Here is a 26,333-nt window from a genome sequence, read left to right as displayed (position 1 = left end):
GCCGCCGCCGGCGCGGGCGGCGCGGCGGCGAAGGCCGGGCCGAGGGGGCGGCCATTGATCGCCAGCAGCCGCAGGCCGACGCCGTCGCCCTGTGGCTGGAGTTGCAGGGTCAGGCGGGTGCCGGCCGGTAGGGGCGGGCCATCCCAGCCGCGCAGGTCGATCCTGCCGCCGTCGCCCAGCGCCACCTGCACCGTGCCGCGCGGGCTGGCGGCGGTGGTTGGCGCCGGCGTGGCCGGATTCGTGGTGGGGACGGCGCCGGGGATCAGGCTGGTGGTGGAGGCGGAGGGCAGGGGGGCCGGAGTCGCCACCGGGGGGGTGGTGACGACGGTGACCTCGATCCGGGGCACGCCCTGCTGGGCGATGCGGACCAGCGCCTGGGCGCCGTCGCCGCCGGTCGGGGTCAGCAGCAGGAGGGTGGCCCCGCCGCCGGCGGAGGTGGGGAGCGCGGTCAGGCCGCCCGACGGCAGCAGCGGTTCCATCCGCCTACCGGGTCCGCACCAGACGCTCGACGATCGCCTCGACGTCGGCGGCGGCTTCGGTGTGGGGGGAGCGGATCATGATCGGGATCTGGTTGCGGATCGCCTCGCGCACCTTGAGGTCGCGGCGGATCACCCCGGCCAGCGGCGGCGAGATCTTGAGGAAGCCCTCGCAGGCCTTCAGCAGGGTGTTGTAGATCCGCTCGCCCTCGCGGGTCGAGTTGGCCATGTTGACGATCACCCTCAGGTCGCAGCCGGGGCGTTCGAGCTGGGTGACCTTGATGAAGGCATAGGCGTCGGTCAGCGAGGTCGGCTCGTCGGTGGTGACGACCAGGATCGTCCCGGCCGACTGGGCGAAGGCGCGCACCGGCTTTTCCACCCCGGCGCCGAGATCGACCACCACCCGGTCATAGCTGCCGGCCAGCATCACCAGATCCTCGCCCAGCATTTGCAGGCGCGACAGCGGGATGTTGGCCAGGGTGCCCGAGCCGGAGCGGCCGGCGATCACGTCGAACCCGCCGGCGCCGAACCCGACCGTCGCCTGATTGAGGGTCATCCGCCCCGAGAACACGCTGCCGAGGTCGGCCTTGGGCATCAGCCCCAACTGGATGTCGACGTTGGCGAGGCCGAGATCGCCGTCGAACAGCAGCACCTTCTGGCCGGAACGGGCGAGGACGTGGGACAGGGTGATGGCGAACCAGGTCTTGCCGACTCCACCCTTGCCCGAGGCGACCGCGATGATGTTCCGCCCCTTGGTCCGCAACAGGGGACGGGGGGCGAGGGTGGGGGCGTCCGGGGTGGTCATGGGGGTGTTGCTCATGGGGCGGAGGCCTCGGTCCACAGGGAGGCGCCCGGGGACGACGCGGTCGGGGACGGTGTGGGGGCCGGGGCGGACATCGCGGCGGCGGCCGGGGCCGCCGACGGCATCAGCAGCCGGGCCAGGGACAGGGCGGAAATCGACGACAGGCCGGAGGCGACGTGCGGGCTGGCCGAGACGTCGCACAAGGCGAGCTGGCCGGCCTCGGCGGCGGCGAGGGTGCCGCCGAGGCGGCGGGTGGTGTCGAGCCTTGTCGCGAACAGGCGGGTGGCGCCGACGGTGGCGAAGGCCTCGGCGATCTCGGCCGCCTCGGTCGCGTCGCCGCCGGCGGCCTGCACCAGGATCGGCTCGACGTCGGCCGCCTCGATCAGCGCCTGGAGATACTCCATGTCGGCCGGCCGGAATGCATTGAGGCCGGGCGAATCGATCAGGGTCAGGTCGAAGCGGCCCTGGCTGTCGGCCACGGCGCGGGCGAGGCTTTCGGGGCCGCGCGCCCGCACCAGCTCGATCTCGAGGATCGAGGTGAAGGCGGCGAGCTGCTCGACCGCGCCGGCGCGCAGATTGTCGCAGGTGATCACCCCCACCCGCCGCTGTTTCAGCACCGAGCGCGCCGCCAGCTTGGCGACGCTGACGCTCTTGCCCGAGCCGTTGGGCCCGACCAGCATGAACGGGCGCGGCGCCGCGTGTTCGGGCAGATGGGCGAAGGCGAAGCCGGCCTCCAGCGCGGCGGCGCAGGCCAGCACCGGGTCGGCGATCTCGGCGGTGCGGGCGGCGTTGACCAGCCGCTCGACCAGCCGGGCCGGGGTGCCGTGTTCGACCAGCACCGCGCGCACCCGCTCGGCGGCGCTGGCGGTGTTGCTTTCGCCCAGCAATTCGGCGACGGCGAGGTCGGCCTCGGCGTGCTCCAGCGCGGCGGTGATCCGGACTCCCTTGCTGCCGGCGGCGCGCTGGGTCGAAACGATGATCGCGTCGTCGCCCAGTTCGGCGCGGACCATCTCCATCGCCTCGGACATCGTCGGCGCGGTGAAGGATTTCAGCCGCATCGCCCCGCCTTCCCGTCAGCCCGTGGTCCGTTCCGCGCGTTCATATCTGCCCCAGGGTCTTGATGCGGGCCTTGGGGTGGATTTCCGACTGGCTCATCACCACCGTCATCGGCCGGAAGCGTTCGATGATCGAGCGGACATAGGGCCGCACCATCGGGCTGGTCAGCAGCACCGGGGTCTCGCCCTGCATCGCGAAACGCTCGAAGGTCTGGCGCACCCGGTTGATGAAATCCTGCAATTGCGACGGCGGCATCGAGATCTGCTTTTCCTCGCCGGCGCCGACCAGGGATTCGGCGAAGGCCTGCTCCCATTCCGGCGACAGGGTCAGCAGCGGGATGAAGCCCTGCGGGCCGCAATTGGCGTCGGAGATCTGGCGGGCGAGGCGCGAGCGGATGTGCTCGGTGATCATGGTGACGTTGCGGGTGTGGCCGCAGGCCTCGGCCACCCCTTCGAGGATGGTCGGCAGGTCGCGGATCGACACCCGCTCGGCCAGCAGGTTCTGCAAGATCCGTTGCAGGCCGCCGACGGTCATCTGGTTGGGGATCAGCTCGCCGATCAGCTTGTGCTGTTCCTTGTCGAGGTCGTCGAGCAGCTTCTGGGTCTCGGCATGGCTCAGCAGTTCGGCCATGTTGTCCTTGACCACCTCGGTCAGGTGGGTGGTGACCACCGTCGGCGGATCGACCACGGTATAGCCGCGGAACAGCGCCTCCTCGCGCGCGGCGGGGTCGATCCACATCGCCGGCAGGCCGAAGGTCGGCTCGCGGGTCTTCTCGCCCGGCAGCGAGATCGGTTCGCCGCGCGGATCCATCACCAGCAGCATGGTCGGCCGCAGGTCGCCGCGCCCGGCCTCGACCTCCTTGATGAAGATCACGTAGGCATTGGCCGGCAGCTGCATGTTGTCCTGGATGCGCACGCTCGGCATCACGAAGCCGACTTCGGCGGCGATGGCGCGGCGCAGCGACTTGATCTGCTCGGTCAGGCGCTGGCCCTTGGGATTGTTGATCAACTGGAGCAGGCCATAGCCCAGTTCGAGCCGGACCAGATCGATCCGGAGCGCGGTGGAGATCGGCTCCTCCGACACCGGGGTCTGCTGGGCGGTCCTGGCCGCCTCGTTGCGCTCCTCCTCCTCGGCCTCGGTCCGCTTCATCCGGTCGAGGAAGAAGGCGGCGGTGCCCATCCCGCCGCCGAGCAGGGCGAACGGCAGGAACGGCATCCCCGGCACCAGCGCCATCATCGTCATCAGCGCGGCCGCCATGCCGACGGCGCGGGGATAGCCGGCCAGCTGGGCGAACAAGGCGCGGTCGACCGAATCGTGGATGCCGGCCTTGGTCACCAGCATGCCGGCCGAGACCGAGACGATCAGCGCCGGCACCTGGGTGACCAGACCGTCGCCGACGGTCAGCTTGGTGTAGATGTCGGCCGCCTGGGAGAAGCTCAGCCCGTTCTGGGCCATGCCGATCACCATCCCGGCGATGATGTTGATCGCGGTGATCAGCAGGCCGGCGATGGCGTCGCCGCGGACGAATTTCGAGGCGCCGTCCATCGCGCCGAAGAAGGCGGATTCCTGTTCGAGTTCGCTGCGCCGCTTGCGCGCGGTGTTTTCGTCGCACAGCCCGGCCGACAGATCGGCGTCGATCGCCATCTGCTTGCCCGGCATCGCGTCGAGGGTGAAGCGGGCCGCCACCTCGGCGATGCGGGTCGAGCCCTTGGTGATCACCACGAAGTTCACGATCACCAGGATCGCGAACACGATGATCCCGATGACGAAATTGCCGCTCATGATGAAGCTGGAGAAGGCGGCGATCACCTGACCGGCGCCTTCCACCCCCTCATGCCCGTGCGACAGGATCAGGCGGGTCGAGGCGAGGTTGAGGGCGAGGCGGATCAGGGTGGTGATCAGCAGCACCGTCGGGAACGAGCTGAACTGCAACGGCCGCTCGATGAAGATCGACACCATCAGGATCAGCACCGAGATGGTGATCGACAGCGACAGCCCGACATCGAGCATCCAGGGCGGCAGCGGCAGGATCAGCACCGCCAGGATCAGGATCACGCCGCCGGCCAGGGCGACGTCGCCCCGGCGCGCCGCCGTGCCGAGCCGGGTCAGCATCTGCCGGGTCGCCACCGTCGCGTTCGCCATCTCGCCGCCGGCCATCCTTGCTTCTCCCGGTTACAACGTGGCGCGGTCGGCTTCGACGCCGGCCGGCGGCGGCACCGCGATTCCCTCGTCGGCATACTGCTTGAGCTTGTTGCGCAGGGTGCGGATCGAGATGCCGAGAATGTTGGCGGCGTGGGTGCGGTTGCCGAGATAGGCGTTCAGCGTGTCGAGGATCAGGTCGCGCTCGACCTCGGCCACGGTCTTGCCGACCAGCGGCGAACGGGCGCCGCTGGTCACCGCGGCGGCGGCGGCGGCGGCCTGGGCCACCACCGGATCGGCCGGGCCGGCGGCGGGGGCGCCGCTCAGCAGGATCGCCTCGGGGCCGATCTCGTTGCCCTGGGCCAGCAGCACGGCGCGGTGCAGGCAGTTCTCCAGTTCGCGCACGTTGCCGCGCCAGCCGTGGCGGGTAAGCATCTGGCGCGCCTCGACCGTCAGCGGCCGCAGCGGCAGGCCGTTGCTCTCGCTGTAGCGCTTGGCGAAATGCTCGGCCAGCACCGGGATGTCGAGCGGGCGCTCGCGCAGCGCCGGCAGGGCCAGGGTGACGACGTTGAGGCGATAATAAAGATCCTCGCGGAAGCTGCCCTGCCGCACCGCCTCTTCCATCTGGCGGTTGGAGGTGGCGAGAATCCGGACATCGACCTTGACCGGCTGGCTGCCGCCGACCCGGTCGATCTCGCGTTCCTGCAACACCCGCAGCAGCTTGGTCTGCAACCGGACGTCCATCTCGGAGATTTCGTCGAGCAGCAGGGTGCCGCCGTTGGCTTCCTCGAACTTGCCGATCCGGCGGGCCACCGCGCCGGTGAAGGCGCCCTTCTCATGGCCGAACAGCTCGGATTCGAGCAGGTTCTCGGGGATCGCGGCGCAATTGACCGCGACGAAGCGGCGGTCGGCGCGGCGGCTCTTGCGGTGGATGAAGCGGGCGACCAGTTCCTTGCCGGTGCCGGATTCGCCGGTGATCAGGATCGAGGCGTCGGAGGCCGCCACCTGCTCGGCCAGCTTCAGGGTCTGCGCCATGCGCGGATCCTTGAAGACGATGCTGTGGCGTTCCTCGGTGACGGCGGCCAGCACCGCCGCGATCAGGTCGGCGTCGGGCGGCAGCGGAATGTATTCCTTGGCGCCGGCCTTGATCGCCCGCACCGCCGCCGAGGCGTCGGAGGCGATGCCGCAGGCCACCACCGGCAGGGTGATCCGCTCGGTTTCCAGCGCTTCGATCAGGGCGCGGATGTCGCATTTGACGTCGACCATCACCAGATCGGCGCCCTGGCCGCGAATTTCGTCGAGGCCGGCCTCGACGGTGACGGCATGGCGCACCTTGGCCCCGCGCTCGATCGCGATCCGGCTGGCGGCACCGATCTGGCCGTCCAGACTGCCGATGATCAGAAGTCGCATGGCTTCGCCCTTTCTCCTCCCGCTGCCGGTCAGGCCCGATCGGTCTTGATGATTTCGGTCATCGTCACCCCCAGCCGGTCCTCGACCACCACCACCTCGCCGCGGGCGACCAGCCGGTTGTTGACGTAGATGTCGATCGCCTCGCCGACCTTGCGGTCGAGTTCGACCACCGCGCCCCGGCCGAGCTTCAGCAACTGGTTGACCTGCATGGTCGATTTGCCCAGCACCGCCGACACCTGCACCGGAATGTCGTAGACCGCCTCGAGATCGCGCGCCGAGCGCGGGGTGTCCGGCACGTCGCCGCGCTGCTGGTCCTCGCCGTCGATCTTGAGGTCGTTCAACTCGAAATCAGGCATACCGTCCTCCGTCTCCGGCCAGATGCGATCCGGGCCTCGCCCGAACCCGGCCGGGGGCACCGGCCCCCGGGCCGCGTTTCATTTCCTGACCCCCGCCGGTCATTCCGGCGGGGCGTCGCGTTCGGGCGGGGCCAGCGCCCGGGCCACCGCCGCCTCGATGTCGGCGATCAGCCGGGCCTGGTCGCGCTCGGCGCCGCCATCGGTCCATTCCACCCGGCAGTCGCCGGCCGGCAGGCGGGCGTCGGCCTGGACCACCACCCGGCCCTCGAAGCCGTGCTCGCCCACCAGCAGGTCGAGCCGCTCGCGCACCGGATCGACCAGTTCCTCGACCACGCGGACGATGATGCGGGGCTCGTCCAGCACCGCGCCGAGACAATCGACCACGGTGCGGACCACCTCCTCGAAGGCATGTTCCTCGCAGGCGGCGGGCAGGATCTTGCGCAGCACCGCCATCGCCACCCGCGACGCCACCCGCTGCGCCTCGGCGGCGGATTCGGCCTGGGCCTGATCAAGCGCGGCGATCCCCGCCGCCAGCCGGCTCATCGCCTCGGTCATCCGCCCCTCGGCGGTGTCGAGCGCCTCGGTCTGGCCGGCGCGGTAGCCTTCGGCGAAGGCGGATTCCCGCACCAGCTGGAGGTCTTCCTCGGTGAAGGTCGGCGGCGGCGGCTCTTCCTCTTCCTCGTCCACCGCCATCGGGTCGTCGATCAGCAGTTCCATTTCGGCCGGGTCGGCCGCCGGCGGATTGCGTGCCGGCGGCGGATCGAAATCGAGGTCGAACATGTACTTGCGATACGCCATACCCTCGCCGCCTTTCCCCGCTTTGATCGGGCCTCCACCCTATTCCTTACACCAGTCGAGCCTCGGGAAACCAGTTCGTCCTCGGCCCGCCCCCGCGCTCCCCGGGGGGCGCGGCGGGGGAGACTAATAGACCAGTTCGTCCTCCTCGCGGCCTTCGGAGATGACGATCTGGTTGGAGGCGGCCAGTTCCTTGGCCATCGCCACGATCGCCGACTGGGCCTGATCGACGTCGCGCAGGCGGACCGGGCCGAGCGCCTCCATGTCCTCGCGCATCATCTTGCCGGCGCGCTCGGACATGTTCTTGAAGAACAGTTCCTTGACCGCGTCGGCCCCGCCCTTCAGCGCGATCGCCAGCTTGTCCTTCTCGATCGAGCGCAGCAGCACCTGGATGCCGGCGGAATCGATCCGCACCAGATCGTCGAAGGTGAACATCAGCGCCTTGATCTTTTCCGCGCTCTCGCGGTTGCGCTCCTCAAGGGCGCTCATGAAGCGGTTTTCGGTGTTGCGGTCGAGGTTGTTGAAGATGTCGGCCATCAGTTCATGCGAATCGCGCCGCTGGGTGCGGGCGAGGTTGGTCATGAATTCGGTGCGCAGGGTCTTTTCGACGCCGTCGAGCACGTCCTTCTGCACCGCCTCCATCCGCAGCATGCGCATGATGACTTCCATCGCGAAATTCTCGGGCAGCACCGCCAGCACCCGCGAGGCGTGGTCGGGCTTGATCTTCGACAGCACCACCGCCACCGTCTGCGGGTATTCGTTCTTGAGGTAGTTGGCCAGCACCTGCTCGCTGACATTGCCGAGCTTGTCCCACATCGTCCGCCCGGCCGGGCCGCGGATCTCTTCCATGATCGCGCTGACGCGGTCCTTGGGCAGCGCCTTCATCAGCAGCCGCTCGGTGGTGTCGAACGAGCCGGTCAGCGAGCCGGTCGAGGACAGCGCGTCGGCGAACTCGACGAACACCCGCTCGACCATGTTCGACGACACGGTGCCGAGGCTGGCCATGATCTGCGACAGTTCCTTGATCTCGTCGTCGCCCATCATGCTGAACAGTCTGGCCGAGTGCTCCTCGTTGAGCGACAGCATGAACATCGCCGCCTTCTGCGGGCCGGTCAGGCTGCGATAATCTTCCTTCATGCGGGCCATGGGGCGGGGCGCTCCGTGTTGAGGTCGCCGGCGGGGGGCCGGGAATCAGCTTTCCTGGTAAAGCCAGCTGCGGATGATCGACAAGGCCTCTTCGGGGTGTTTGTCGACGATTTCGCCGATCTTGCGGATCGACGAGGCCTTGACCCGGCCCTCGACCTTGTCGATGTCGATCAGCTCGTCGGCGATCACCTCCTCCTCCTCGCCCAGGCCGGGCGGGGCGAGGGCGACGGCGCCCGGGCCGGTCAGCTGGGGCATCGCGCCGCCATCGGCGGTCAGCAGGCGGCGGCCGTCGGGGCCGACCTGACCCTGCATCGATTCGATCGCGCGGCTGATCAGCGGACGCAGCACCAGCAGCAGGAACAGGATGGCGACGATCGACAGGCCGAGGTTCGAGGCGATCTTTTCGACGAAATCGCGCCGCATGCCGAAGATGAACTCGCCCGGCTCCTCGGCCTGATCAAGCTCGTCGCCCTTGTAGAACGGCATCGAGGCGACCTTGACCTGATCCTCGCGGTCCTTGCTGAAGCCGATCGCCGATTTCACCAGCGCCTCGATCTGGGCCATTTCCTCCGGGGTGCGCTCGCGGTAGGTGGTCTGCTTGCCGTCGGCCGACTTGTCGCGCACGCCATCGACCAGCACCGCCGCCGAGACCTTGCGCACCTCGCCCAGCTCGCGGACGACGTTCTTGGTCTTCTTCGAGATCTCGTAATTGACGGTGTCCTGGGTCTTGTTCGACTTGCTCGAGGTGCGGGTGTTGCCGTTGGCGCTGGCGTTGGGATCGGGCAGGTTCTGCTGCACCGACACCGGGGTGGGGTCGCTGTCCTGGCTCTGCTCGCCCTCGTTGATGCTGACCTCGGAGCGGACCACCTTGCTTTCGGGGTCGTAGGTCTCCTCGGTGGTGACCGCCCGGCTCATGTCCATGTCGACATTGACCTCGGCGCGGACCCGGCCCGGCCCGAGCGAGCGTTCGAGCAGGTCCTCGATGGTGCGGACCATGCGGGCCTCGTAATTGAGCCGCATTTCCTCGGCGGTCTGCGCCATGTATTCCTGGCTGTCGTCGAAGCCCTTGGCCAGCAGGGTGCCCTTGTCGTCGATGATCGAGATGCGCGACACCTTCATCTTCGGCACCGCGGTGGCGATCAGGTGCTGGATCGAGCGGACCTGCCCCTTGTCGAGCCGGTAATTGCCGCGCATCTTCAGCACCACCGAGGCCGACGGCTCCTGGGTGTCGCGCGAGAACGCCTCGCGCTTGGGCAGGACCAGATGGACCCGGGCCGCCTTGACCTTGTCGATCGAGCGGATGGTGCGGGCCAGCTCGCCTTCGAGCGCGCGCACCATCGTCATGTTCTGCTGGAAGCTGGTCGAGCCGAAATTGTCCTGCTTGTCGAACAGCTCGTAGCCGGCCATCCGCCCGCCGCTCGGCAGGGCGTCCTCGGCCAGCTTGACCCGCAGGTCGAGCTTGCGGTCCTTCGGCACCCAGATCTCGGCGCCCTCGCGCCGCAGCTCGTAGGGGATCTTGTCGGCGGTGAGGCGATCGACGATCTGCTTCGAATCGGCGAGTTCGAGGTCGCCGTACAGCAGCTCCATCTGGGGCGCGGCCACCCGGCTCATCAGGTAGATGAAAAAGCCGAGGACACAGATGCCGACCCCGGCGATGGCGGCAAGGCGCATCGGCCCGAGGCCTCGCAGCATTTGCAGAAATGCGTTCACGTCGATTCCACCATCCAGCCACACGGATCGCCTTGCGCACGCTAGGCCAGGGGCGCTGAAAAGAACGTTAACGGTACCCGGCAAATCTTGCCGGCCGGCATGGCGTGGCGCGCGGGGCTTGGTGGCGGCAACGAAAACATTGGTGACAGCGGGGCGGTTCCTGCTTCTATGTCAGCCAACGATCGGAACGGCGGAGCGGGGATCGCGGCGCGGGATGGGCAGGGCGGATCCGAAGGGCTATTACGCGTGCCTGGGCGTCGCCCCCGACGCCGAGGCCGACGCCATCCACGCCGCCTACCGCCAGCGGGTCAAGGCGGTTCATCCCGATCACGATCCCTCGGCGGCGGCGGGCGAGGCGTTTCTGCGCCTGCAGGAGGCCTATGCCGTGCTGAGCGACCGGCGGGAGCGCGCCGCCTACGACCGCGCCGCCGCCGAGGCCGCCGCCGCCTTGCCGCCGCTGGCGGTCTGCGGCTGCTGCGGCCGGGCCACCGCCCAGCCCCGTGCCCTGCTGTTCCCGCGCGTCCGCTCCTACCTGCTGTGGGCCCGGCTCGACCGCCGCGCCGGGCTGTTCTGCCGCGATTGCGCCGACCGCGTCGCGATCGCCACCGCGATCGCCTGCTGGAGCCGGGGCTGGTGGTCGCTGCCCGGGCTGGTGCTGACGCCGTGGGCGCTGGTCATCGCCCTGCTCGGCGGCCAGCGGCCGCGCCGCGACAATTTCCGCCTGCTGCGCGATCAGGCGGCGGCGTTCCTGGCCCGCGACAATCCGGCGCTGGCCCATTCGCTGCTGGATCAGGCCGGCCGCTTCGCCCGGGGCGCGGCCGAGCGGGCCGAACTGGCGGCGCTGCGCGCCGCCGCCGGCCCCGCCCCGGCGCGGCGGCTGAAGAATCGCTGGCGGCCGGGCGGGCCGGTGTTCCTGCCCCAGGCCCTGCCGCTGCTGGCGCTGCCGCTGACCCTGGCGATGTTCGCCCTGATCGCGCTTAAGCCGTGGGAACGGCCGCCGCCCTCGACCGGCGCGGCGATCGCCCTGGCCCCGGCCGAGGTCGGCGAGGTTCGCCACGTCGCGGTCGACGGGCTCAAGCTGCGCGAGGCGCCGCTGCCGCGCGCCCCGGTGCTGACCCTGCTCGACCGCTTCACCCCGGTCGAGATCACCGCCACCCCCGAGGATCCCGACTGGGTCGGCGTGCGCAGCCCGGCCGGGCTCGAGGGCTTCGTCGAGACCCGCCTGCTCTATGCCGGCTCGGGCGAGCGTTTCCGCAGCGCGTGGTGCCGCGACCATCGCGGCGCGCCGCCGACCCCGGGCGAGGTGCTGTCCCACCCGGTCGGCGGCGAGCACCGCCTGCTGCTGCACAATGACGGCGCCCGCGACGGGGTGGTCAAGCTCAAGACCCTGACCGGGGCGACGGTGCTGGCGGCCTATGTCCCCGCCACCTTCCACATCGGCGTCGGCGGCATTCCCGACGGCACCTACCGGATCGAATACGCCACCGGCGGCGATTACTCGCGCGGCTGCGGCCTGTTCCTGCGCGACATGCGCGCCTCGGTGCTGCCGATGACGGTGACCTTCCGCTACCAGTCGGCCGCCGCCGCCCGGGCGACGACCCGTCTGCCCGAGGTGTGGCTGACCCCCCAGCGCGAGGGCGAGCCGGCGCCGCTGCCGCTGCCGCCCGACCGCTTCGCCGCCGACGAATAGCGCCGCCGCCGTTCGGTCCCGGCCGCGCTTGCCCCGCCGCCGCCGCCGGGGTAAACCGGGGGCTCGCGCAGACGGCGGAAAGGGGCGGAAAATGAGCGGGTTGGAACGGATCGGCGTGATCGGGGCCGGGGCGTGGGGCACCGCGCTGGCGGTGACGGCGCGGCGGGCGGGCCGGATGGTGGCGCTGTGGGCGCGCGAGCCCGAGGTGGTCGAGGCGGTCAATGCCCGCCACTGCAACGAGCTGTTCCTGCCCGGGGTCGCGCTCGATCCCGGCCTCGCCGCCAGCGGCGACCTCGGCGCGGTGGTGGCGGCGGCCGAGGCCCTGCTGCTGGTGACCCCGGCCCAGCATCTGCGCGCCGGCTGTCGCGCCCTGGCCGCCGCCTGCCGGCCCGGCACCCCGGTGGTGATCTGCTCGAAGGGGATCGAGCTGGCGAGCTGTGCCCTGATGCACGAGGTGGTGGCGGCCGAGCTGCCGCAGGCGGTGGTGGCGGTGCTGTCCGGCCCGACCTTCGCCGCCGAGGTGGCGCGCGGCCTGCCGACCGCGATCACCCTGGCCTGCGGCGATGCCGGGCTGGGGCAGGCGCTGGTCGAGGCGCTCGGCACCCCGAGCTTCCGCCCCTATCTGTCCGACGATCTGGTCGGGGCCGAGATCGGCGGCGCGGTCAAGAACGTGCTGGCGATCGCCTGCGGCATCGTCGAGGGGCGCGGCTTCGGCGACAATGCCCGCGCCGCCCTGATCACCCGGGGGCTGGCCGAGATGAGCCGCCTCGCCTTGGCCCGGGGCGGCCGGATCGAGACCCTGATGGGGCTGTCGGGGCTGGGCGACCTGATGCTGACCGCCTCCTCGACCCAGTCGCGCAACTACTCGCTCGGCTTCGCCCTGGGCGAGGGCCGCGCCCTGGCCGAGATCCTCGGCGGCCGCCATTCGGTCACCGAGGGGGTTCATTCCGCCGCCGCCGTGGTCGGGATGGCGGAAAAACATGGCATCGAGATGCCGATCTGTGCGGTGATCGATGCGGTGCTCAACCGGGGCGCCGATCTCGATTCCGAGATCGAGGGGCTGCTGGCGCGGCCGTTCCGCAGCGAAGGGGTATGAGATGGGCCCGATCCGACCGCCGGCACTCCTGCTGCTCGCCGTGATCCTGGCCGGCTGTGCCGAGGCCGATCCGGTCGAGCCGCCCCGCGCCGACGGGGCGATCGGCGGCGCGATCGGGGCCGGGCTCGGGCGGGTGGCGGCGATCGGCACCCATTATCCCTGGGCGCTGACCGGGGCCGGCCTTGCCGCCGGCGCGGCGGTCGGCATCACCATCGGCGATTATCTCGACCCCGCGCCCAGCCGGATGTGGGCCGCCGCCACCGTCGCCGCCGCCGAGGCCGGCCAGCCCGGCCAGCCGGTCGCCTGGGAACTGCGCGACCATCGCGGCCGGGTGACGATGGTCGGCGAGGGCTGGACCGATGCCGGCGGCCGGCCCTGCCGCACCCTGCGCCAGCAGAGTGGCGACGACGGCGCCGCGCCGCTGGTGCGCGACGTGGTGGCCTGCCGGATCGCCGACGATACCTGGGAGGTGGTGCCGCCCCCCGGGGACGGTTGAGAAAAAGCCTTCGGGCTCAAGGGCTTGACTTGACGCCCCCGGTGGCGTGGGGCATGCTGTTCCCCCTGAACGACCGATTGCTTGCGAGGATCCTGACCCATGACCAAGTCGGAGCTGATCGCCCGTCTGGCCGAGCGCAATCCCCACCTCTACCAGCGCGACGTCGAACGCATCGTCACCACCATCTTCGACGAGATCGCCGACGCCCTCGCCCGCGGCGACCGGGTCGAGCTGCGCGGTTTCGGCGCCTTTTCCGTCAAGAAGCGCGACCCCCGGCTCGGCCGCAACCCCCGCACCGGCGAGGCGGTCGAGGTCGAATCGAAGACGGTCCCGTTCTTCAAGACCGGCAAGCAGCTGCGCGAGCGGCTCAATGTCGGCGGCGACGACGAATGAGACGGATGTTCGGCTGGGCCGTCGGGGCCCCGCTGGCGCTGCTGGCGACGGTGTTCGCCATCTCCAACCGGCAGTGGGTCGCGCTTGATCTGTGGCCGGTGCCGATCGATCTGTCGCTGCCGCTGTTCCTCGCCGTGCTGGTGCCGCTCGGGCTCGGGCTGGCCGGGGGCGCGACGCTGGCCTGGCTGGCCGCCGCGCCGGCCCGCCGCCGCGCCCTCGAACAGCAGCGCCGGATCGAAAGCCTTGAACGTCAGCTCGGCGCGGTGCGCGGCCGGCCCGACGGCGGCTGACCTCTCCCCCCTCCCGCCAAGGATTCGCATGACTTCCGTCAATCCCGTCTTCGTCTCCCTCGACACCACCGAGCCCGCCCGCGTCGCCGCGTGGTCCCATTGCCTTGCCGGCCGGGTCGGCGGCCTCAAGCTCGGGCTGGAATATTTCACCGCCGTCGGGCCGGCCGGTCTCGACGTCGTCCGCGATGTCGGGTTGCCGCTGTTCCTCGATCTCAAGCTGCACGACATCCCCAACACCGTCGCCGCCGCGATGCGCGGCGTCGCCCGGCTCGGCGTCGCGGTCACCACCCTGCATGCCAGCGGCGGCGCCGAGATGATCCGCGCCGCGGTCGGCGCCGCCCGCGACACCGCCGCCGGCCTCGGCCTCGCCGCGCCCAAGGTGGTGGCGGTGACGGTGCTGACCAGCCTCGACCAGCAGGCGGCCGAGGCGGTCGGCTTCGCCGGGCCGATCGAGGATCAGGTCCGCCGCCTCGCCCGCCTGACCCAGGAGGCCGGGGCCGACGGCGTGGTCTGCTCGCCGCTGGAAGTCGCGGCGGTGCGGGCCGAATGCGGCCCCGATTTCACCCTGGTGGTGCCCGGCATCCGCCCGAGCTGGAGCGAGGTCGGCGACCAGAAGCGGGTGCTGGGCCCGGCCGAGGCCCGCGCGCGCGGCGCCGACATCCTGGTGATCGGCCGCCCGATCACCGCCGCCGCCGATCCGGCCGACGCCGCCGCCCGCATTCAGGCCGAACTGGGGCTGTAGCCGATTCGCGGGCTCTGCCCGCCCCCGCCAAGGGCCGAAGGCCCTTGGAACCCTTTCCCGGTCCTTCGCGCGGCAAGCCCCCGCGCCCAAGCGGAAAATCCTGTCCGCGCCCGACCCCCCAAGGGGATCCAAGGGCCTTGCGGCCCTTGGCGGGCGTGGGCGGAGCCCACATCTCGTGTCGGATGGGGGGGGCGCCTATTTGCTCCGGTTGCGCGCGGCGATGTGGCCGCCGAGCCGGGTCAACGCCGCGCGCAGGTCCGGATCCTCGACCAGACTGAGCATTTCCACCGCCGGGCTGTCGTCCGGCAGCGGTGGCGGCGGCGGCGGCGCGGCCGGGCGGGGGCGTTCCGGCAGCGGGCCCTGGATCAGCCGCAGGCGGGCGACCGCGTTCCAGCCGAAATAGCCGTTGATCCGCTGCACGATCAGCGGCTCGAGATGCTGCATCTCGAGGGCGAAGGCGCCGGAGGCGACCTTGACGATCAGGGTGCCGCCGCTGCGTTCGCCGGCGGGGAAGCGGATCCGCACCGGCAAGGCGTGATGGGCGATCGCTGCGCCGACGATCGCCGGCCAGTCGGTGACCAGCGCGCCCTCGGCGAAGCCGTGGCGGCCGAACACCGGGCGGGTGACCCGGGCGGACGGCACCGCCACCGCCACCAGCCCGTGGGTGGTGCGGGGCGGCGGCGCGGGCGGCCGGGCGGGGGAATCGGGCGGGGCGGCCATGATTTCGGCAGGATACCCCAATCGGGCGCGATGCTCTATCCTGCCGCCATGTCCGCGCCCCGCCGTTCCCCCACCCCCCGCGCCCTGGCCCAGCTGCTGCTCGGCTGGTACGACCGCGAGCGGCGCCGGCTGCCGTGGCGGGCGGCGCCGGGCGAGGCCGCCGACCCCTATCGGGTCTGGCTGTCCGAGGTGATGCTGCAACAGACCACCGTCGCGGCGGTGATCCCCTATTTCCACCGCTTCCTCGAACGCTGGCCGACGGTGGCCGACCTCGCCGCCGCCCCGGTCGAAGAGGTGATGCAGGCCTGGGCCGGGCTCGGCTATTACGCCCGCGCCCGCAACCTGCACCAATGCGCCCGGATGGTGACGGACTGGCGCGGCGGATTGTTTCCCGACGAGGAGGAGGCGCTGCGCCAGTTGCCGGGGATCGGCGACTACACCGCGGCGGCGATCGCGGCGATCGCCTTCGGCCACCGCGCGGTGGTGGTCGATGGCAATGTCGAGCGGGTGATGGCCCGGCTGTTCGCGGTGACCGAGCCGCTGCCGGGGGCCAAGCCCCGGCTGAAGGCGCTGGCGGCCAAGCTGACCCCGGCCAAGCGGGCCGGCGATTACGCCCAGGCGGTGATGGATCTCGGCGCCACCCTGTGCAGCCCGCGCAATCCGGCCTGCGGCCTGTGCCCGTGGCGCGATGCCTGCGCCGGCCGGCTGGCCGGGATCGAGGCCGAGCTGCCGGCGCGGACGCCGAAGGCCGAGCGGCCGACCCGGCGCGGCCTGGTCTTCTGGATCATCGGCGACGATGACAGCGTGCTGCTGCGCCGCCGTCCGCCCCAGGGCCTGCTGGGCGGGATGATGGAGGTGCCCTCGACCGAATGGCGGGCCGAGGCGTGGGAGCTGGCCGAGGCGGTGGCGGATTCGCCGCTGGCGGCGGCGAAGCTGGCCGGGCCGTGGCGGCTGCTGCCCGGGCTGGTGCGCCACACCTTCACCCATTTCCATCTCGAACTGACGGTGGCGACGGCGCGGGCGCGCGGCCAGCCGCCGGCGCGCGGGCTGTGGTGCCCGCTCGACCGCCTGTCCGACCAGGCCTTGCCCTCGGTGATGCGCAAGGTGGTCCACCTTGCCCTGTCGAAGGCCTATTGACGCGGAGTCCATCGATGAACCGCTGCCGATCCCGTTCGTTCCGTTCCCGTCGTCCCGCCTGGGCGGCGGCGCTGGCGCTGGCGCTGGCCGCGTCTCCGGCCCTGGCCGAGGATCCGGCCGGCCCGGCGCCGGGCGAGAGCGGCGGCGGCGGTGGCGGTGGCGGCGGGAACGTGCTGACCGAACGGCTGCTGATGACCCCGCTGGCGGGGTGGAAGAAGGGCGGCGCCACCAGCAGCCGCAGCGTGGTGGTGACCCACCTGCTGCCGGCGGGCCAGAGCACCGAGGACTGGACCGAGATGGTGACGATCCAGGTGATCGCCGATGCCCGCACCGATGCCCGCACCGTGGTCAACCGGGTGGCCGAGGCCAGCCGTTCCGGCTGCGACGTCGCCGGCCCCAGCCCGATCTCCGAGGGGGTGCTCAACAATTACCCGGTGGCGACGATGACGGTGACCTGCAATCGCGGCCACCAATCGGGCAAGGGCGGGCTGGTGGCGGTCAAGGCGATCCGGGGCCGGCAGGCGCTGTTCGTGGTCGAGCGGCTGTGGCGCGGGGCGCCGTTCGGCCCGTCCGATCCGGTGCCGGTGCCGACCGAGGTGTTGCAGGATTGGGCGCTGTTCCTGCGTGCCGTCTCGGTCTGCGACGAGGCCGACCCACGCCACCATCCCTGCCCGTGACGGCGGGCGGCGGGGCTAGTCGCTCTTTTTAATCATTGCAAAGAGCCGTTCAACGGCCTAACCTGTCTTCATGTTGAGGAGACGGGGGCGGCCGCGCGCGGTGGCGGGCTTCCGTCTTCTCCCCACCCGGACCGGACGCGCGGCGTTCGGTCCGGCGCCGATGGAAATGCAACCAGCCAAGGGGTAGGCGATGTCTCTGATCAATACCGAAATCAAGCCGTTCCAGGCCAAGGCGTTCAAGAACGGCCAGTTCATCGACGTCAGCGACGCCGACCTGCGCGGCGGCTGGTCGGTGGTGTTCTTCTATCCGGCCGACTTCACCTTCGTCTGCCCGACCGAACTGGAGGACCTCGCCGAAACCTATGGCGAGTTCCAGGCGCTCGGGGTCGAGATCTACAGCGTCTCGACCGACACCCATTTCTGCCACAAGGCGTGGCACGACAGCTCGCCGGCGATCAAGAAGATCCGCTACCCGATGATCGGCGATCCGACCGGGGCGATTTCCCGCAATTTCGAGGTGATGATCGAGGAAGCCGGGCTGGCCGATCGGGGGACCTTCGTGATCGACCCCGCCGGCCGGATCCAGATCGTCGAGATCACCGCCGGCGGCATCGGCCGCGACGCCCGCGAATTGCTGCGCAAGGTCAAGGCCGCCCAGTATGTCGCCTCCCACCCCGGCGAGGTCTGCCCGGCCAAGTGGAAGGAAGGCGACAAGACCCTGGCGCCGTCGCTCGATCTGGTCGGCAAGATCTGATCGCCCGCAATCGGGGGCCGGCGGCGCCGGTCCCCGCCATCGACTGACGCCGCCTCCGGCCGATCCGGAGGCGCGGGGGGAACGCACCGATGTTGGATGACGGCATTCGCGGCCAGCTCAAGGCCTATTTCGAGAAGATCCAGCACCCGATCGAGCTGGTGGCGGCGCTGGGCGGCGATGCCGCCTCGGCCGAGACCCGGGCCCTGCTCGACGATCTCGTCGCGCTGTCGGACCGGATCGCGCTCCGCGAGGGCGCCGATCCCCGCCAGCCCTCCTTCGCCATCCGCCGGCCCGATACCGGCGCGGCGGTCCGCTTCGCCGGCCCGCCGATGGGGCATGAATTCAATTCGCTGGTGCTGGCCCTGCTCCATCTCGGCGGCCATGCGCCCAAGGAATCCGCCGAGCTGATCGCGCGGATCCGGGCGATCGACCGGAAGCTGGCGTTCGAGACCTATTATTCCCAATCCTGCCAGAACTGCCCCGACGTGGTGCAGGCGCTCAACCTGATGGCGGCGCTCAACCCGTTGATCAGCCATGTCGCGATCGACGGCGCCCTGTTCCCCGACGAGGTCGCCGCCCGCGCGGTGATGGCGGTGCCGGCGGTGTTCCTCGACGGCGCGCCCTTTGCCCAGGGGCGGATGGGGCTCGACCAGATCCTGGCCAAGCTCGATGTCGGCGCCGCCGATCGTGCCGCCGCCGCCACGGCCGCGCGTCTCGCCGCCACGGCGCCGTTCGAGGTGCTGGTGGTCGGCGGCGGCCCGGCCGGCTCGGCCGCCGCGATCTACGCCGCCCGCAAGGGCATCCGCACCGGATTGGTGGCGGAACGGTTCGGCGGGCAGGTGCTCGACACCCTGGCGATCGAGAACCTGATCTCGGTGCCCCACACCGAAGGCCCCCGGCTGGCCGCCGCGCTGGAGGCCCAGGTCGGCGAACACGGCATCGACGTCGTCACCGCCCAGCGGGTCGAGGCGCTGATCCCCGCCGCCGAACCGGGCGGGCTGGTCGGGCTGCGGCTGGCCGGGGGCGGGGCGTTGCGGGCCCGCGCGGTGATCCTGGCCCCCGGGGCGCGCTGGCGCACCATGGGGGTGCCGGGCGAGGAGGCCTATCGCAACAAGGGGGTGGCGTTCTGCCCGCATTGCGACGGCCCGCTGTTCAAGGGCAAGCGGGTGGCGGTGATCGGCGGCGGCAATTCCGGGGTCGAGGCGGCGATCGACCTCGCCGGCATCGTCGCCCACGTCACCCTGATCGAGTTCGACGACCGCCTGCGCGCCGATGCGGTATTGCAGGCCAAGCTGGCCAGCCTCGCCAACGTCACGGTGATCGTCTCGGCCCAGACCTCCGAGGTGTTGGGTGACGGTGCCCGGGTCACCGGCCTCGCCTATCGCGACCGTCGCGACGGCGCGGCGCGGACGCTGGCCCTCGACGGGGTGTTCGTCCAGATCGGGCTGGTGCCCAACACCGAGTGGCTGAAGGGGGTGGTGGCGCTGTCGCCGCGCGGCGAGATCGAGATCGACCCGCGCGGCCAGACTTCACTGTCGGGGGTGTTCGCGGCCGGCGACGCTACCAATGTTCCCTACAAGCAGATCGTCGTCGCGATGGGCGAGGGGGCCAAGGCCTCGCTGGCGGCGTTCGATTACCTGATCCGCGTTCCCGCCACGGCGGACGCGGCCGCCTGACCCCCGCCCGGGGCGGCGCCGGCCGCCGCTCCGGGCGATCCGGGCGGAAACGCGCGGAGGACGACATCGACGGACACAAGGGAGACAGGACCATGGCTGGAGGACAATGCCCGATCGTACACGGTTCGATCACCCAGGCCGGGCGCTCGAACCTGGATTGGTGGCCAAAGGCGCTCAATCTCGACATCCTGCATCAGCATGACGCCAAGACCGACCCGATGGGGCCGGATTTCCGCTATCGCGACGCGGTCCGCGACCTCGACGTCGCCGCGCTGAAGCGCGACCTGCGCGCCCTGATGACCGACAGCCAGGATTGGTGGCCGGCGGATTGGGGCCATTACGGCGGGCTGATGATCCGCATGGCGTGGCACGCGGCCGGATCCTACCGCAGCGCCGACGGCCGGGGTGGGGCCGGCACCGGCAACCAGCGCTTTGCCCCGCTCAATTCCTGGCCCGACAACGCCAATCTCGACAAGGCCCGCCGGCTGCTGTGGCCGATCAAGAAGAAATACGGCAACCGGCTGAGCTGGGCCGACCTGATCGTGCTGGCCGGCACCATCGCCTACGAATCGATGGGGCTTGCGACCTACGGTTTCGCCTTCGGCCGCGAGGACATCTGGCATCCGGAAAAGGATGTCGATTGGGGGGTGGAAAAGGACTGGCTGGGGGCCGAGCGTTATCACGGCGCCGGCCGCGACACGCTGGAAACCCCGCTGGCGGCGGTGCAGATGGGGCTGATCTACGTCAATCCCGAAGGCGTCGGCGGCCAGCCCGATCCGCTGCGCACCGCCCAGGACATCCGCGTCACCTTCGCCCGGATGGGGATGGACGACGAGGAGACGGTCGCCCTCACCGCCGGTGGCCACACCGTCGGCAAATGTCACGGCAACGGCGATCCGGCCCGGCTCGGTCCGGCGCCGGAAGGGGCGCCGATCGAGGATCAGGGCCTCGGCTGGATCAATCATGGCGGGCGCGGCATCGGCCGCGACACCGTCACCAGCGGCATCGAGGGCGCCTGGACTCCCCGTCCGACCCAGTGGGACGGCGGCTATTTCCACATGCTGTTCACGTATGAGTGGGAACTGAAGAAGAGCCCGGCCGGGGCGTGGCAATGGGAGCCGATCGGCGTGCGCGACGAGGATCGCCCGGCCGATGTCGAGGATCCCACCCGCCGCACCACCCCGATCATGACCGACGCCGACATGGCGATGATCCGCGATCCGCTCTATCGGCCGATTTCCGAGCGGTTCCATCGTGATCCGGCCTATTTCGCCCGGGTGTTCGCCCGCGCCTGGTTCAAGCTGACCCATCGCGACCTTGGTCCGAAAAGTCGCTATCTCGGTCCCGACGTCCCGGCCGAGGATCTGCCCTGGCAGGATCCGGTGCCGGCCGGCCGCACCGATTACGACGTCGCCGCGCTGAAGGCCCGCATCGCCGCCAGCGGCCTGGGCGTGGCTGAACTGGTGGCGACCGCCTGGGACAGCGCCCGCACCTTCCGCACCACCGACAAGCGCGGCGGCGCCAACGGCGCCCGTCTCCGCCTCGCCCCGCAGAAGGATTGGCAAGGCAACGAGCCGGCGCGGCTGGCCCGGGTGCTGGCGGTGCTGGAGCCGATCGCCGCCGCCGCCGGCGCCAGCCTCGCCGACGTGATCGTGCTGGCCGGCGGGGTGGCGATCGAGCAGGCGGCGCGGGCGGCCGGGTTCGATCTGACCGTTCCCTTCCTGCCCGGGCGCGGCGATGCCGGCGCGGCCGCAACCGACGTCGCCGGATTGGCGGTGCTCGAGCCGCGCCATGACGGCTACCGCAACTGGCTGAGCGGGGAGCTTGGCGCCCATCCCGAGGAATTGCTGCTCGACCGCACCCACCTGCTCGGGCTGACCGCGCCGGAAATGACGGTGCTGCTGGGCGGGCTGCGGGTGTTGGGGGCCAATTACGGCGGCAGCGCCCATGGCGTGTTCACCGACCGCCCCGGCGTGCTCAGCCCCGACTTCTTCGTCACCCTGACCGACATGGCCTATGCCTGGGAGCCGACCGGGGCCAATCTGTATCAATTGCGCGACCGCAAGACCGGGGCGGTGCGCTGGACCGCGACCCGGGTCGATCTGGTGTTCGGCTCGAATGCGGTGCTGCGCGCCTATGCCGAACTCTATGCCCAGGACGACAATCGCGAGAAGTTCGCCCGCGATTTCATCGCCGCCTGGGTCAAGGTGATGAACGCCGACCGCTTCGACCGCGCCTGACCGGCCGGTGCGATCCGCCAGGGGCGTTTCCCTGGCGGATCGGGTTCGGACGTGGTTACTCGAACAGGTTGCTGAGCGCCGAGGTCAGGCGGGACACCAGGGTCGGCGCCGCTTCCTCGAACTTCAGGTTGACCTGATTGGCGTAGGACAGGGCGCGGAGCTGGTACTGCTTGAAATCGACCTCTTCGTCGATGTCCTGCGACTTGACCCGGGCGTTGAGGCCGGCGGCGCCGCTGTAGCCGGCGCCGGTCGGGGCCTGCGAGCTCTTGGCGGAAGAGCGGCTGCCATTGCCCTGGGCGTTGACGGTGCTGGTCGATTGCCGGACCTTGGCGCCCGACAGTGGCCGTTCCGACAGCTGGATGTCGACCACCACCGAATAGGTGACGTCCTTGATGAACTGGTTGGCGAGGTAGGCGCCGGCGGCGACGCCCAGCCCGACCCCGGCGGTGGCGCCGGTGCCGCCGCCCAGCGCGCTGGTCAGCGCCGCCGCGCCGGCCCCGGCCAGCAGCGGCTCGCCATACTTGCCCATCAGCAGCTCGTTGGCGCTCTTGGGCTCGATCTGCCCGGCCTGGAGCACGTTGACCCGCAGCATGTAATGGGCCTGCTTGGGATCATCCACCACCTGATAGCCCCGGGCCGCCATCGCCTGCATCAGCGGCATGCGCAGGTCGATCTCGGGATGGTCCGAGGTGTTGCGGGCGGAAACGTAGATCGTCCGCGCGCTCGGCGGCACCGGGTCGAGGAACACGCTCTCGCTGAAGTGAGTCTGCACGTCGAGATTGGAGTGATTGATGCTGGCATCGAGCGCGGCGCAGCCGGACAGGCTCGCGCCGATCACGGCGACAGCGCACAGGGTCCGGATCTTGCGAATGTTCATGACTGACTTCCCCTCTGAGGAATGAGCCTGGAGCGCGATCGGAACGATCCCAACGTTCGAAACACGACGCCGTGTCCTTCTCCCGCTGTGGGACCCTTCCCGTCCGGACGGGAAGGCCCGGTGGTCATCCCTGGCCCGCTGGTCGCAAATATATGCCATCCGAAACGTTTCGGTGCCAGGGGGCGCCGGGTAAAACGAACGGGCAACCGGTCCGACAGCCCCGGTTGAAAAACAAGGTTCGGCGCCGCCTCTTCCTGTGAGTGTCCGGCGATCGCCTTTGGCGCTTTTTAAGCGATTCATACCAAGGATCGTGGCGCTATTTGGCAATTTTGTGGCATCATTGCCCCCTGAGGTTGTGAGCTGCCGGGAGGGTAGGGCGTGAGTCCGTTTCGCCTGCTGTGTCTGAGCCGCACCGGCACCTGCCTCGCGGCGATGGCCTATGCCGGGGCGCTGCCGGTCCTGATCACCGCCTGGGGCATGGACGGGGCCACCGCCGGCGGGGTCCAGGCCAGCTACAACGCCGCCAACGCGGTGGCCCTGCTGCTGGTGTCGGCGCTGGCCGACCGGGTCGGGGCGCGGCGGGTCTATCTCGGCGCGATCTGGCTGGCGGCGGGGGCCGCCGTCCTGTTCGCCGCCTTCGCCCGCTCGCCCGCCAGCGCGATGGGGCTGGTGGCGCTGATGGCGGCGGCCCAGGGCGCCGCTTATACCCCGGCGCTGATGCTGGTGGCCGAGATGGTGCCGCCGGCCCGGCGCGGCGGCGCCTTCGGCAGCCTGCTGGCGGCGGGATCGTTCGGCTATCTGCTGTCGGTGCTGACCGCGCTGGGCGGGGCGGCGCTGCTCGATTATCGCTGGGGCTTCGCCTGCTGCGCGGTCGGACCGCTGCTCGGCGCGGTGGCCGGCACCCTGGCGCTGCGCCGTCATCCGGCGGCGGCGCGGCCGCGCCCGGCGGCGGGCGAGCGGGGCGGTCTGGCCGCCGCGCTGTTCACCCCGCTGTCGCTGCTGCTGACCCTGGGCTATGCCGCCCATTGCTGGGAATTGCTGGGCGCCTGGGCCTGGATGCCGGCCTTCCTGGCCGGGGCGCTGGCCCCGCTCGGGCTGGCGCCGCTGCTGTCGGGACTGGTGGTGGCCGGTGCGGTCCACCTCGCCGGCACCCTCGCCACCCTGACCGTCGGCCGGGCCTCCGACCGCTGGGGCCGCCGTCCGGTGCTGGTGGCGGTGGCGACACTCGGCGCGCTCGGCTCGGCCAGCCTGGGCTGGAGCGCGGCCTGGGGCCCCTGGGCGGCGGTGGCGGTGGCCTTCGCCGCCAGCTTCTTCATCGTCGGCGATTCCGGGGTGCTGTCGGCGGCGATGAGCGAGGCGGTGCCGCCCCGCCATCTCGGCACCGCCCTGGCGCTGCGCTCGATCCTCGGCTTCGGCGCCGGAACCCTGTCGCCGGTGGCGTTCGGCCTCGCCCTCGATGCCGGCGCCGGCTGGGGCGGCGGATTCCTCACCCTCGCCGCCGGTGGCGCGGTCGCCGCCCTGGCCGCCCTCTGCCTGCGCCGCCGGTGATGCTACGCGGGCGCCGCCCGCGACCCGCCGGGGCGATGCCCCGGACCCCCTTTGTTTTCATTGATGAAAAAAAGAGGGGGTCCGGGGAGCTTGCCTCCCCGAGCGGGGGGCGGGGCGGCAGCCCCGCTAGGGGGCGCGCAGGTCGGCGCCGACCGCCTCGGCCAGGGTGGCGAAGCCGTCGCGGCGCAGCAGGTCGAGCAGGTCGCGTTTGATTTTGGTCACCAGGGCCGGCCCGCCGAACACCAGGGCGGAATAGAGCTGGATCAGCGAGGCGCCGGCGCGGATCTTGGCGTAGGCCTCGGAGCCGGAGGCGACCCCGCCGGCGCCGATCAGCGGCAGCCGGCCCTGGGTCAGTTCGGCCACCCGGCGCAGCATCGCGGTCGAGGCGGCGAACAGCGGCGCCCCCGACAGCCCGCCGCTTTCGCTGGCATGCGCCGAGCGCAGGCTGGCCGGGCGGGTGATGGTGGTGTTGGAGACGATCAGGCCGTCGAGCCCGCCGGCCAGCGCCACCTCGGCGATGTCGGCCAGATCCTCCCAGCCGAGGTCGGGGGCGATCTTCAGCAGCAGCGGCGGCGCGTTCCGGGGCATCGCCCGGGTCAGCGCGTCACGGGTGCGCCGCACCAGATCCTCCAGCTGATCCCTGCCCTGCAAGGCACGCAGGCCGGGGGTATTGGGAGACGAGACATTGATCACCAGATAATCCACCAGCGGCCCGAGCCGGGCGGCGCCCAGTTCGTAATCGGCGGCGGCGTCGGCGGTGTCCTTGTTCTTGCCGAGATTGGCGCCGACCAGACCGGGAACGCGGCGGCGGCGGGCGGCGAGACGGGCGGCGACGGCATCGAGGCCGAGATTGTTGAAGCCCATCCGGTTGATCACCGCCCCGTCCTCGGTCAGGCGGAACAGGCGGGGACGGGGATTGCCGGGCTGGGGACGCGGGGTGACCGCGCCGATCTCGACGAAGCCGAAGCCCTGGGCCAGCATCGCGTCGGCCACCTCGGCGTTCTTGTCGAAGCCGGCGGCGAGCCCGATCGGATTGGGAAAGTCGCGGCCCCACAGCCGCATCGCCAGTTCGGGCGGATTGAACGCGGGCTGGGCCGGCACCAGGCCGGCGGCGAGCAGGCGCAGCGTCAGGCCATGGGCGGTTTCCGGGTCGAGGCGGCGCAGCAGCGGGCCGGCCAAGCGGTAAAGATCGGGCATCGGATCCTCGGGCGGCGGAAGGCGGGGGGGGAGAGGGGACGGACCATAGCCGATGGCGCGGCCAAAGGCCAGCCGGCCGGACGGACGAAGCGCAGGGGGGGACTGCCCCGCGCCTAATGCGAAGGCCCTATGCTGCGCGTGTTTTTTGTGGCGCGCGACGCAGAGGTTTGCGACGATGGGAGCGGGAGGACGGGCCTGTCGACGACCGAATGACGGACGGAAATGTAAAATGAAAATCCTTATCGCCGATGACCACGAACTGTTTCGCGACGGGTTGCGGCATGTTCTCAGCCAATTCGAAGGCCCACCGGAAATCATCGAAGCCAGTGATTTCCCCCAGGCGATCGCCGCGGCCGAACAGGATCCCGACATCGGGATCGTTCTGCTCGACCTCGCCATGCCGGGGATGAGCTGGTCCGATGGTTTGACCAAGCTGCGCGAGGTGCTGCCGAGCGAGGTGCCGGTGATCGTGTTGTCGGCTTCCGACGACCGGCGCCATGTCCTGCAGGCGGTCAACATGGGCGCCGCCGGCTTCATCCCCAAGACTTCGTCGAGCCGGGTGATGCTGTCGGCCCTCAAGCTGGTCCTGTCGGGGGGTGTCTACCTGCCGCCGGCCCTGCTCGACCAGGGGCCGTCGGGCAATGACGGCGCCGGGCTGCCGGTCGCGGGCGAATCCGCCCTGGCCGCCTTGACCCCGCGCCAGCGCGAGGTGCTGACCTTGCTCGGGCAGGGCAAGTCGAACAAGGAAATCGCCCGGGTGCTCGAATTGGCCGAAGGCACGGTCAAGCTGCATGTTACCGCCATCCTCAAGGCCCTCAACGTCAATAACCGGACGCGGGCGGTGGTGGCGGCGTCGCATCTGGGGCTGAATGCCCCCGATCTCAATACCTGATCCGATCCCGGAAGCCGA

Annotated in this window: 25 protein-coding genes; 13 read left to right on the top strand and 12 right to left on the bottom strand. The window is 70.9% G+C overall.

What is annotated here, in order from left to right:
- The 9 genes from ACFSNB_RS14345 to fliF all read right to left on the bottom strand — a co-directional run.
- The coding region (locus ACFSNB_RS14345) for a hypothetical protein (RefSeq protein ID WP_417629373.1) at window positions 1–479 on the bottom strand (479 nt) is incomplete at its 3' end.
- Between the two features lie 4 nt (window positions 480–483).
- On the bottom strand, window positions 484–1,281 hold the full coding sequence (locus tag ACFSNB_RS14340; RefSeq protein WP_377317749.1) for a MinD/ParA family protein: 798 nt from the start codon (window positions 1,279–1,281) through the stop codon (window positions 484–486).
- 11 nt (window positions 1,282–1,292) lie between these two features.
- Entirely contained in the window at window positions 1,293–2,336 is a 1,044-nt protein-coding gene (locus ACFSNB_RS14335) for a flagellar biosynthesis protein FlhF (protein WP_377317743.1), read from the bottom strand.
- A 40-nt stretch (window positions 2,337–2,376) separates the two neighbouring features.
- Entirely contained in the window at window positions 2,377–4,446 is a 2,070-nt protein-coding gene (gene flhA / locus ACFSNB_RS14330; protein ID WP_377317747.1) for a flagellar biosynthesis protein FlhA, read from the bottom strand.
- A 60-nt stretch (window positions 4,447–4,506) separates the two neighbouring features.
- Window positions 4,507–5,883: a sigma-54-dependent transcriptional regulator FlbD gene (flbD, locus tag ACFSNB_RS14325; protein WP_377317741.1), complete on the bottom strand. Its 1,377-nt coding sequence runs from the start codon at window positions 5,881–5,883 to the stop codon at window positions 4,507–4,509.
- Between the two features lie 29 nt (window positions 5,884–5,912).
- On the bottom strand, window positions 5,913–6,239 hold the full coding sequence (fliN, locus tag ACFSNB_RS14320) for a flagellar motor switch protein FliN (protein WP_377317739.1): 327 nt from the start codon (window positions 6,237–6,239) through the stop codon (window positions 5,913–5,915).
- Between the two features lie 99 nt (window positions 6,240–6,338).
- Window positions 6,339–7,037 carry a FliH/SctL family protein gene (locus tag ACFSNB_RS14315; RefSeq protein WP_377317737.1) on the bottom strand — a complete coding sequence of 233 codons (699 nt, stop codon included), beginning with the start codon at window positions 7,035–7,037 and terminating at the stop codon, window positions 6,339–6,341.
- Window positions 7,038–7,160: 123 nt separating this feature from the next.
- Complete coding sequence (fliG, locus tag ACFSNB_RS14310; protein ID WP_377317735.1) at window positions 7,161–8,180, bottom strand: flagellar motor switch protein FliG; 1,020 nt, start codon at window positions 8,178–8,180, stop codon at window positions 7,161–7,163.
- 45 nt (window positions 8,181–8,225) lie between these two features.
- Window positions 8,226–9,872: a flagellar basal-body MS-ring/collar protein FliF gene (gene fliF, locus ACFSNB_RS14305; protein WP_377317733.1), complete on the bottom strand. Its 1,647-nt coding sequence runs from the start codon at window positions 9,870–9,872 to the stop codon at window positions 8,226–8,228.
- A gap of 232 nt (window positions 9,873–10,104) precedes the next feature.
- Between fliF and ACFSNB_RS14300 the strand changes: the two genes are divergently transcribed.
- The 6 genes from ACFSNB_RS14300 to pyrF all read left to right on the top strand — a co-directional run bounded on the left by ACFSNB_RS14300 (window position 10,105) and on the right by pyrF (window position 14,597).
- Entirely contained in the window at window positions 10,105–11,580 is a 1,476-nt protein-coding gene (locus tag ACFSNB_RS14300; protein ID WP_377317731.1) for a DnaJ domain-containing protein, read from the top strand.
- Between the two features lie 91 nt (window positions 11,581–11,671).
- Window positions 11,672–12,676: an NAD(P)H-dependent glycerol-3-phosphate dehydrogenase gene (locus ACFSNB_RS14295; RefSeq protein WP_377317729.1), complete on the top strand. Its 1,005-nt coding sequence runs from the start codon at window positions 11,672–11,674 to the stop codon at window positions 12,674–12,676.
- A gap of 1 nt (window position 12,677) precedes the next feature.
- Window positions 12,678–13,172, top strand: coding sequence for a hypothetical protein (locus tag ACFSNB_RS14290; RefSeq protein WP_377317727.1), 495 nt, complete (start codon window positions 12,678–12,680; stop codon window positions 13,170–13,172).
- 99 nt (window positions 13,173–13,271) lie between these two features.
- Window positions 13,272–13,565, top strand: a complete 294-nt coding sequence (ihfB, locus tag ACFSNB_RS14285) for an integration host factor subunit beta (protein ID WP_377317725.1) — start codon at window positions 13,272–13,274, stop codon at window positions 13,563–13,565.
- Entirely contained in the window at window positions 13,562–13,855 is a 294-nt protein-coding gene (locus ACFSNB_RS14280; RefSeq protein WP_377317723.1) for a lipopolysaccharide assembly protein LapA domain-containing protein, read from the top strand. Before ihfB ends, ACFSNB_RS14280 begins: the two co-directional genes overlap by 4 nt.
- A 28-nt stretch (window positions 13,856–13,883) precedes the next feature.
- The gene (pyrF, locus tag ACFSNB_RS14275) at window positions 13,884–14,597 is read left to right on the top strand and encodes an orotidine-5'-phosphate decarboxylase (RefSeq protein WP_377317721.1); all 714 of its coding nucleotides are present in this window, start codon (window positions 13,884–13,886) and stop codon (window positions 14,595–14,597) included.
- Window positions 14,598–14,792: 195 nt separating this feature from the next.
- Here the strand turns inward: pyrF and ACFSNB_RS14270 are convergent, their stop codons facing one another.
- Window positions 14,793–15,317: a DUF721 domain-containing protein gene (locus ACFSNB_RS14270; RefSeq protein ID WP_377317719.1), complete on the bottom strand. Its 525-nt coding sequence runs from the start codon at window positions 15,315–15,317 to the stop codon at window positions 14,793–14,795.
- Window positions 15,318–15,365: 48 nt separating this feature from the next.
- On the opposite strand from ACFSNB_RS14270, the gene mutY reads away from it, so the two are divergent.
- The 5 genes from mutY to katG all read left to right on the top strand — a co-directional run bounded on the left by mutY (window position 15,366) and on the right by katG (window position 21,801).
- Window positions 15,366–16,454 (top strand): A/G-specific adenine glycosylase, encoded by a 1,089-nt coding sequence (mutY, locus tag ACFSNB_RS14265; RefSeq protein WP_377317717.1) that lies wholly within the window; start codon window positions 15,366–15,368, stop codon window positions 16,452–16,454.
- 14 nt (window positions 16,455–16,468) lie between these two features.
- Window positions 16,469–17,131, top strand: coding sequence for a hypothetical protein (locus ACFSNB_RS14260; RefSeq protein WP_377317715.1), 663 nt, complete (start codon window positions 16,469–16,471; stop codon window positions 17,129–17,131).
- Window positions 17,132–17,321: 190 nt separating this feature from the next.
- Entirely contained in the window at window positions 17,322–17,885 is a 564-nt protein-coding gene (gene ahpC, locus ACFSNB_RS14255) for an alkyl hydroperoxide reductase subunit C (protein WP_377317713.1), read from the top strand.
- An 89-nt stretch (window positions 17,886–17,974) separates the two neighbouring features.
- Window positions 17,975–19,561, top strand: coding sequence for an alkyl hydroperoxide reductase subunit F (ahpF, locus tag ACFSNB_RS14250; protein ID WP_377317711.1), 1,587 nt, complete (start codon window positions 17,975–17,977; stop codon window positions 19,559–19,561).
- A gap of 92 nt (window positions 19,562–19,653) precedes the next feature.
- Window positions 19,654–21,801, top strand: a complete 2,148-nt coding sequence (katG, locus tag ACFSNB_RS14245) for a catalase/peroxidase HPI (RefSeq protein ID WP_377317709.1) — start codon at window positions 19,654–19,656, stop codon at window positions 21,799–21,801.
- Between the two features lie 55 nt (window positions 21,802–21,856).
- Here the strand turns inward: katG and ACFSNB_RS14240 are convergent, their stop codons facing one another.
- Window positions 21,857–22,678, bottom strand: coding sequence for a complement resistance protein TraT (locus ACFSNB_RS14240; protein ID WP_377317707.1), 822 nt, complete (start codon window positions 22,676–22,678; stop codon window positions 21,857–21,859).
- A 378-nt stretch (window positions 22,679–23,056) separates the two neighbouring features.
- Here ACFSNB_RS14240 and ACFSNB_RS14235 point away from each other — a divergent pair, with 378 nt between their 5' ends.
- Window positions 23,057–24,226, top strand: coding sequence for an MFS transporter (locus ACFSNB_RS14235; RefSeq protein ID WP_377317705.1), 1,170 nt, complete (start codon window positions 23,057–23,059; stop codon window positions 24,224–24,226).
- 126 nt (window positions 24,227–24,352) lie between these two features.
- Here ACFSNB_RS14235 and ACFSNB_RS14230 read toward each other — a convergent pair whose 3' ends face one another.
- Window positions 24,353–25,423 (bottom strand): quinone-dependent dihydroorotate dehydrogenase, encoded by a 1,071-nt coding sequence (locus ACFSNB_RS14230; RefSeq protein ID WP_377317703.1) that lies wholly within the window; start codon window positions 25,421–25,423, stop codon window positions 24,353–24,355.
- 229 nt (window positions 25,424–25,652) lie between these two features.
- Here ACFSNB_RS14230 and ACFSNB_RS14225 point away from each other — a divergent pair, with 229 nt between their 5' ends.
- On the top strand, window positions 25,653–26,315 hold the full coding sequence (locus ACFSNB_RS14225; RefSeq protein WP_377317701.1) for a response regulator: 663 nt from the start codon (window positions 25,653–25,655) through the stop codon (window positions 26,313–26,315).
- Window positions 26,316–26,333: the final 18 nt, after the last annotated feature.

Origin of the sequence: Phaeospirillum tilakii, assembly GCF_042683125.1 — a bacterium.
GTDB classification, from domain to species: Bacteria; Pseudomonadota; Alphaproteobacteria; order Rhodospirillales; family Magnetospirillaceae; genus Phaeospirillum; species Phaeospirillum tilakii.
Note: the sequence above shows the minus strand (reverse complement) of the source record. Positions and strands in the feature narration are given on the sequence as shown.

Bases quoted from the DNA above. Each gene is read 5' to 3' on its own strand.
- ahpC (WP_377317713.1), top strand. From the start codon at position 17,322: ATGTCTCTGATCAATACCGAAATCAAGCCGTTCCAGGCCAAGGCGTTC.
- ACFSNB_RS14290 (WP_377317727.1), top strand. From the start codon at position 12,678: ATGGGCCCGATCCGACCGCCGGCACTCCTGCTGCTCGCCGTGATCCTG.
- ACFSNB_RS14335 (WP_377317743.1), bottom strand. From the start codon at position 2,336: ATGCGGCTGAAATCCTTCACCGCGCCGACGATGTCCGAGGCGATGGAG.
- ACFSNB_RS14315 (WP_377317737.1), bottom strand. From the start codon at position 7,037: ATGGCGTATCGCAAGTACATGTTCGACCTCGATTTCGATCCGCCGCCG.
- ACFSNB_RS14340 (WP_377317749.1), bottom strand. From the start codon at position 1,281: ATGACCACCCCGGACGCCCCCACCCTCGCCCCCCGTCCCCTGTTGCGG.
- mutY (WP_377317717.1), top strand. From the start codon at position 15,366: ATGTCCGCGCCCCGCCGTTCCCCCACCCCCCGCGCCCTGGCCCAGCTG.
- flhA (WP_377317747.1), bottom strand. From the start codon at position 4,446: ATGCTGACCCGGCTCGGCACGGCGGCGCGCCGGGGCGACGTCGCCCTG.
- ACFSNB_RS14230 (WP_377317703.1), bottom strand. From the start codon at position 25,423: ATGCCCGATCTTTACCGCTTGGCCGGCCCGCTGCTGCGCCGCCTCGAC.
- ACFSNB_RS14270 (WP_377317719.1), bottom strand. From the start codon at position 15,317: ATGGCCGCCCCGCCCGATTCCCCCGCCCGGCCGCCCGCGCCGCCGCCC.
- ACFSNB_RS14280 (WP_377317723.1), top strand. From the start codon at position 13,562: ATGAGACGGATGTTCGGCTGGGCCGTCGGGGCCCCGCTGGCGCTGCTG.
- ahpF (WP_377317711.1), top strand. From the start codon at position 17,975: ATGTTGGATGACGGCATTCGCGGCCAGCTCAAGGCCTATTTCGAGAAG.
- pyrF (WP_377317721.1), top strand. From the start codon at position 13,884: ATGACTTCCGTCAATCCCGTCTTCGTCTCCCTCGACACCACCGAGCCC.
- ACFSNB_RS14240 (WP_377317707.1), bottom strand. From the start codon at position 22,678: ATGAACATTCGCAAGATCCGGACCCTGTGCGCTGTCGCCGTGATCGGC.
- fliN (WP_377317739.1), bottom strand. From the start codon at position 6,239: ATGCCTGATTTCGAGTTGAACGACCTCAAGATCGACGGCGAGGACCAG.
- ACFSNB_RS14295 (WP_377317729.1), top strand. From the start codon at position 11,672: ATGAGCGGGTTGGAACGGATCGGCGTGATCGGGGCCGGGGCGTGGGGC.
- fliF (WP_377317733.1), bottom strand. From the start codon at position 9,872: ATGCTGCGAGGCCTCGGGCCGATGCGCCTTGCCGCCATCGCCGGGGTC.
- ACFSNB_RS14225 (WP_377317701.1), top strand. From the start codon at position 25,653: ATGAAAATCCTTATCGCCGATGACCACGAACTGTTTCGCGACGGGTTG.
- flbD (WP_377317741.1), bottom strand. From the start codon at position 5,883: ATGCGACTTCTGATCATCGGCAGTCTGGACGGCCAGATCGGTGCCGCC.
- fliG (WP_377317735.1), bottom strand. From the start codon at position 8,180: ATGGCCCGCATGAAGGAAGATTATCGCAGCCTGACCGGCCCGCAGAAG.
- katG (WP_377317709.1), top strand. From the start codon at position 19,654: ATGGCTGGAGGACAATGCCCGATCGTACACGGTTCGATCACCCAGGCC.
- ihfB (WP_377317725.1), top strand. From the start codon at position 13,272: ATGACCAAGTCGGAGCTGATCGCCCGTCTGGCCGAGCGCAATCCCCAC.
- ACFSNB_RS14260 (WP_377317715.1), top strand. From the start codon at position 16,469: ATGAACCGCTGCCGATCCCGTTCGTTCCGTTCCCGTCGTCCCGCCTGG.
- ACFSNB_RS14300 (WP_377317731.1), top strand. From the start codon at position 10,105: ATGGGCAGGGCGGATCCGAAGGGCTATTACGCGTGCCTGGGCGTCGCC.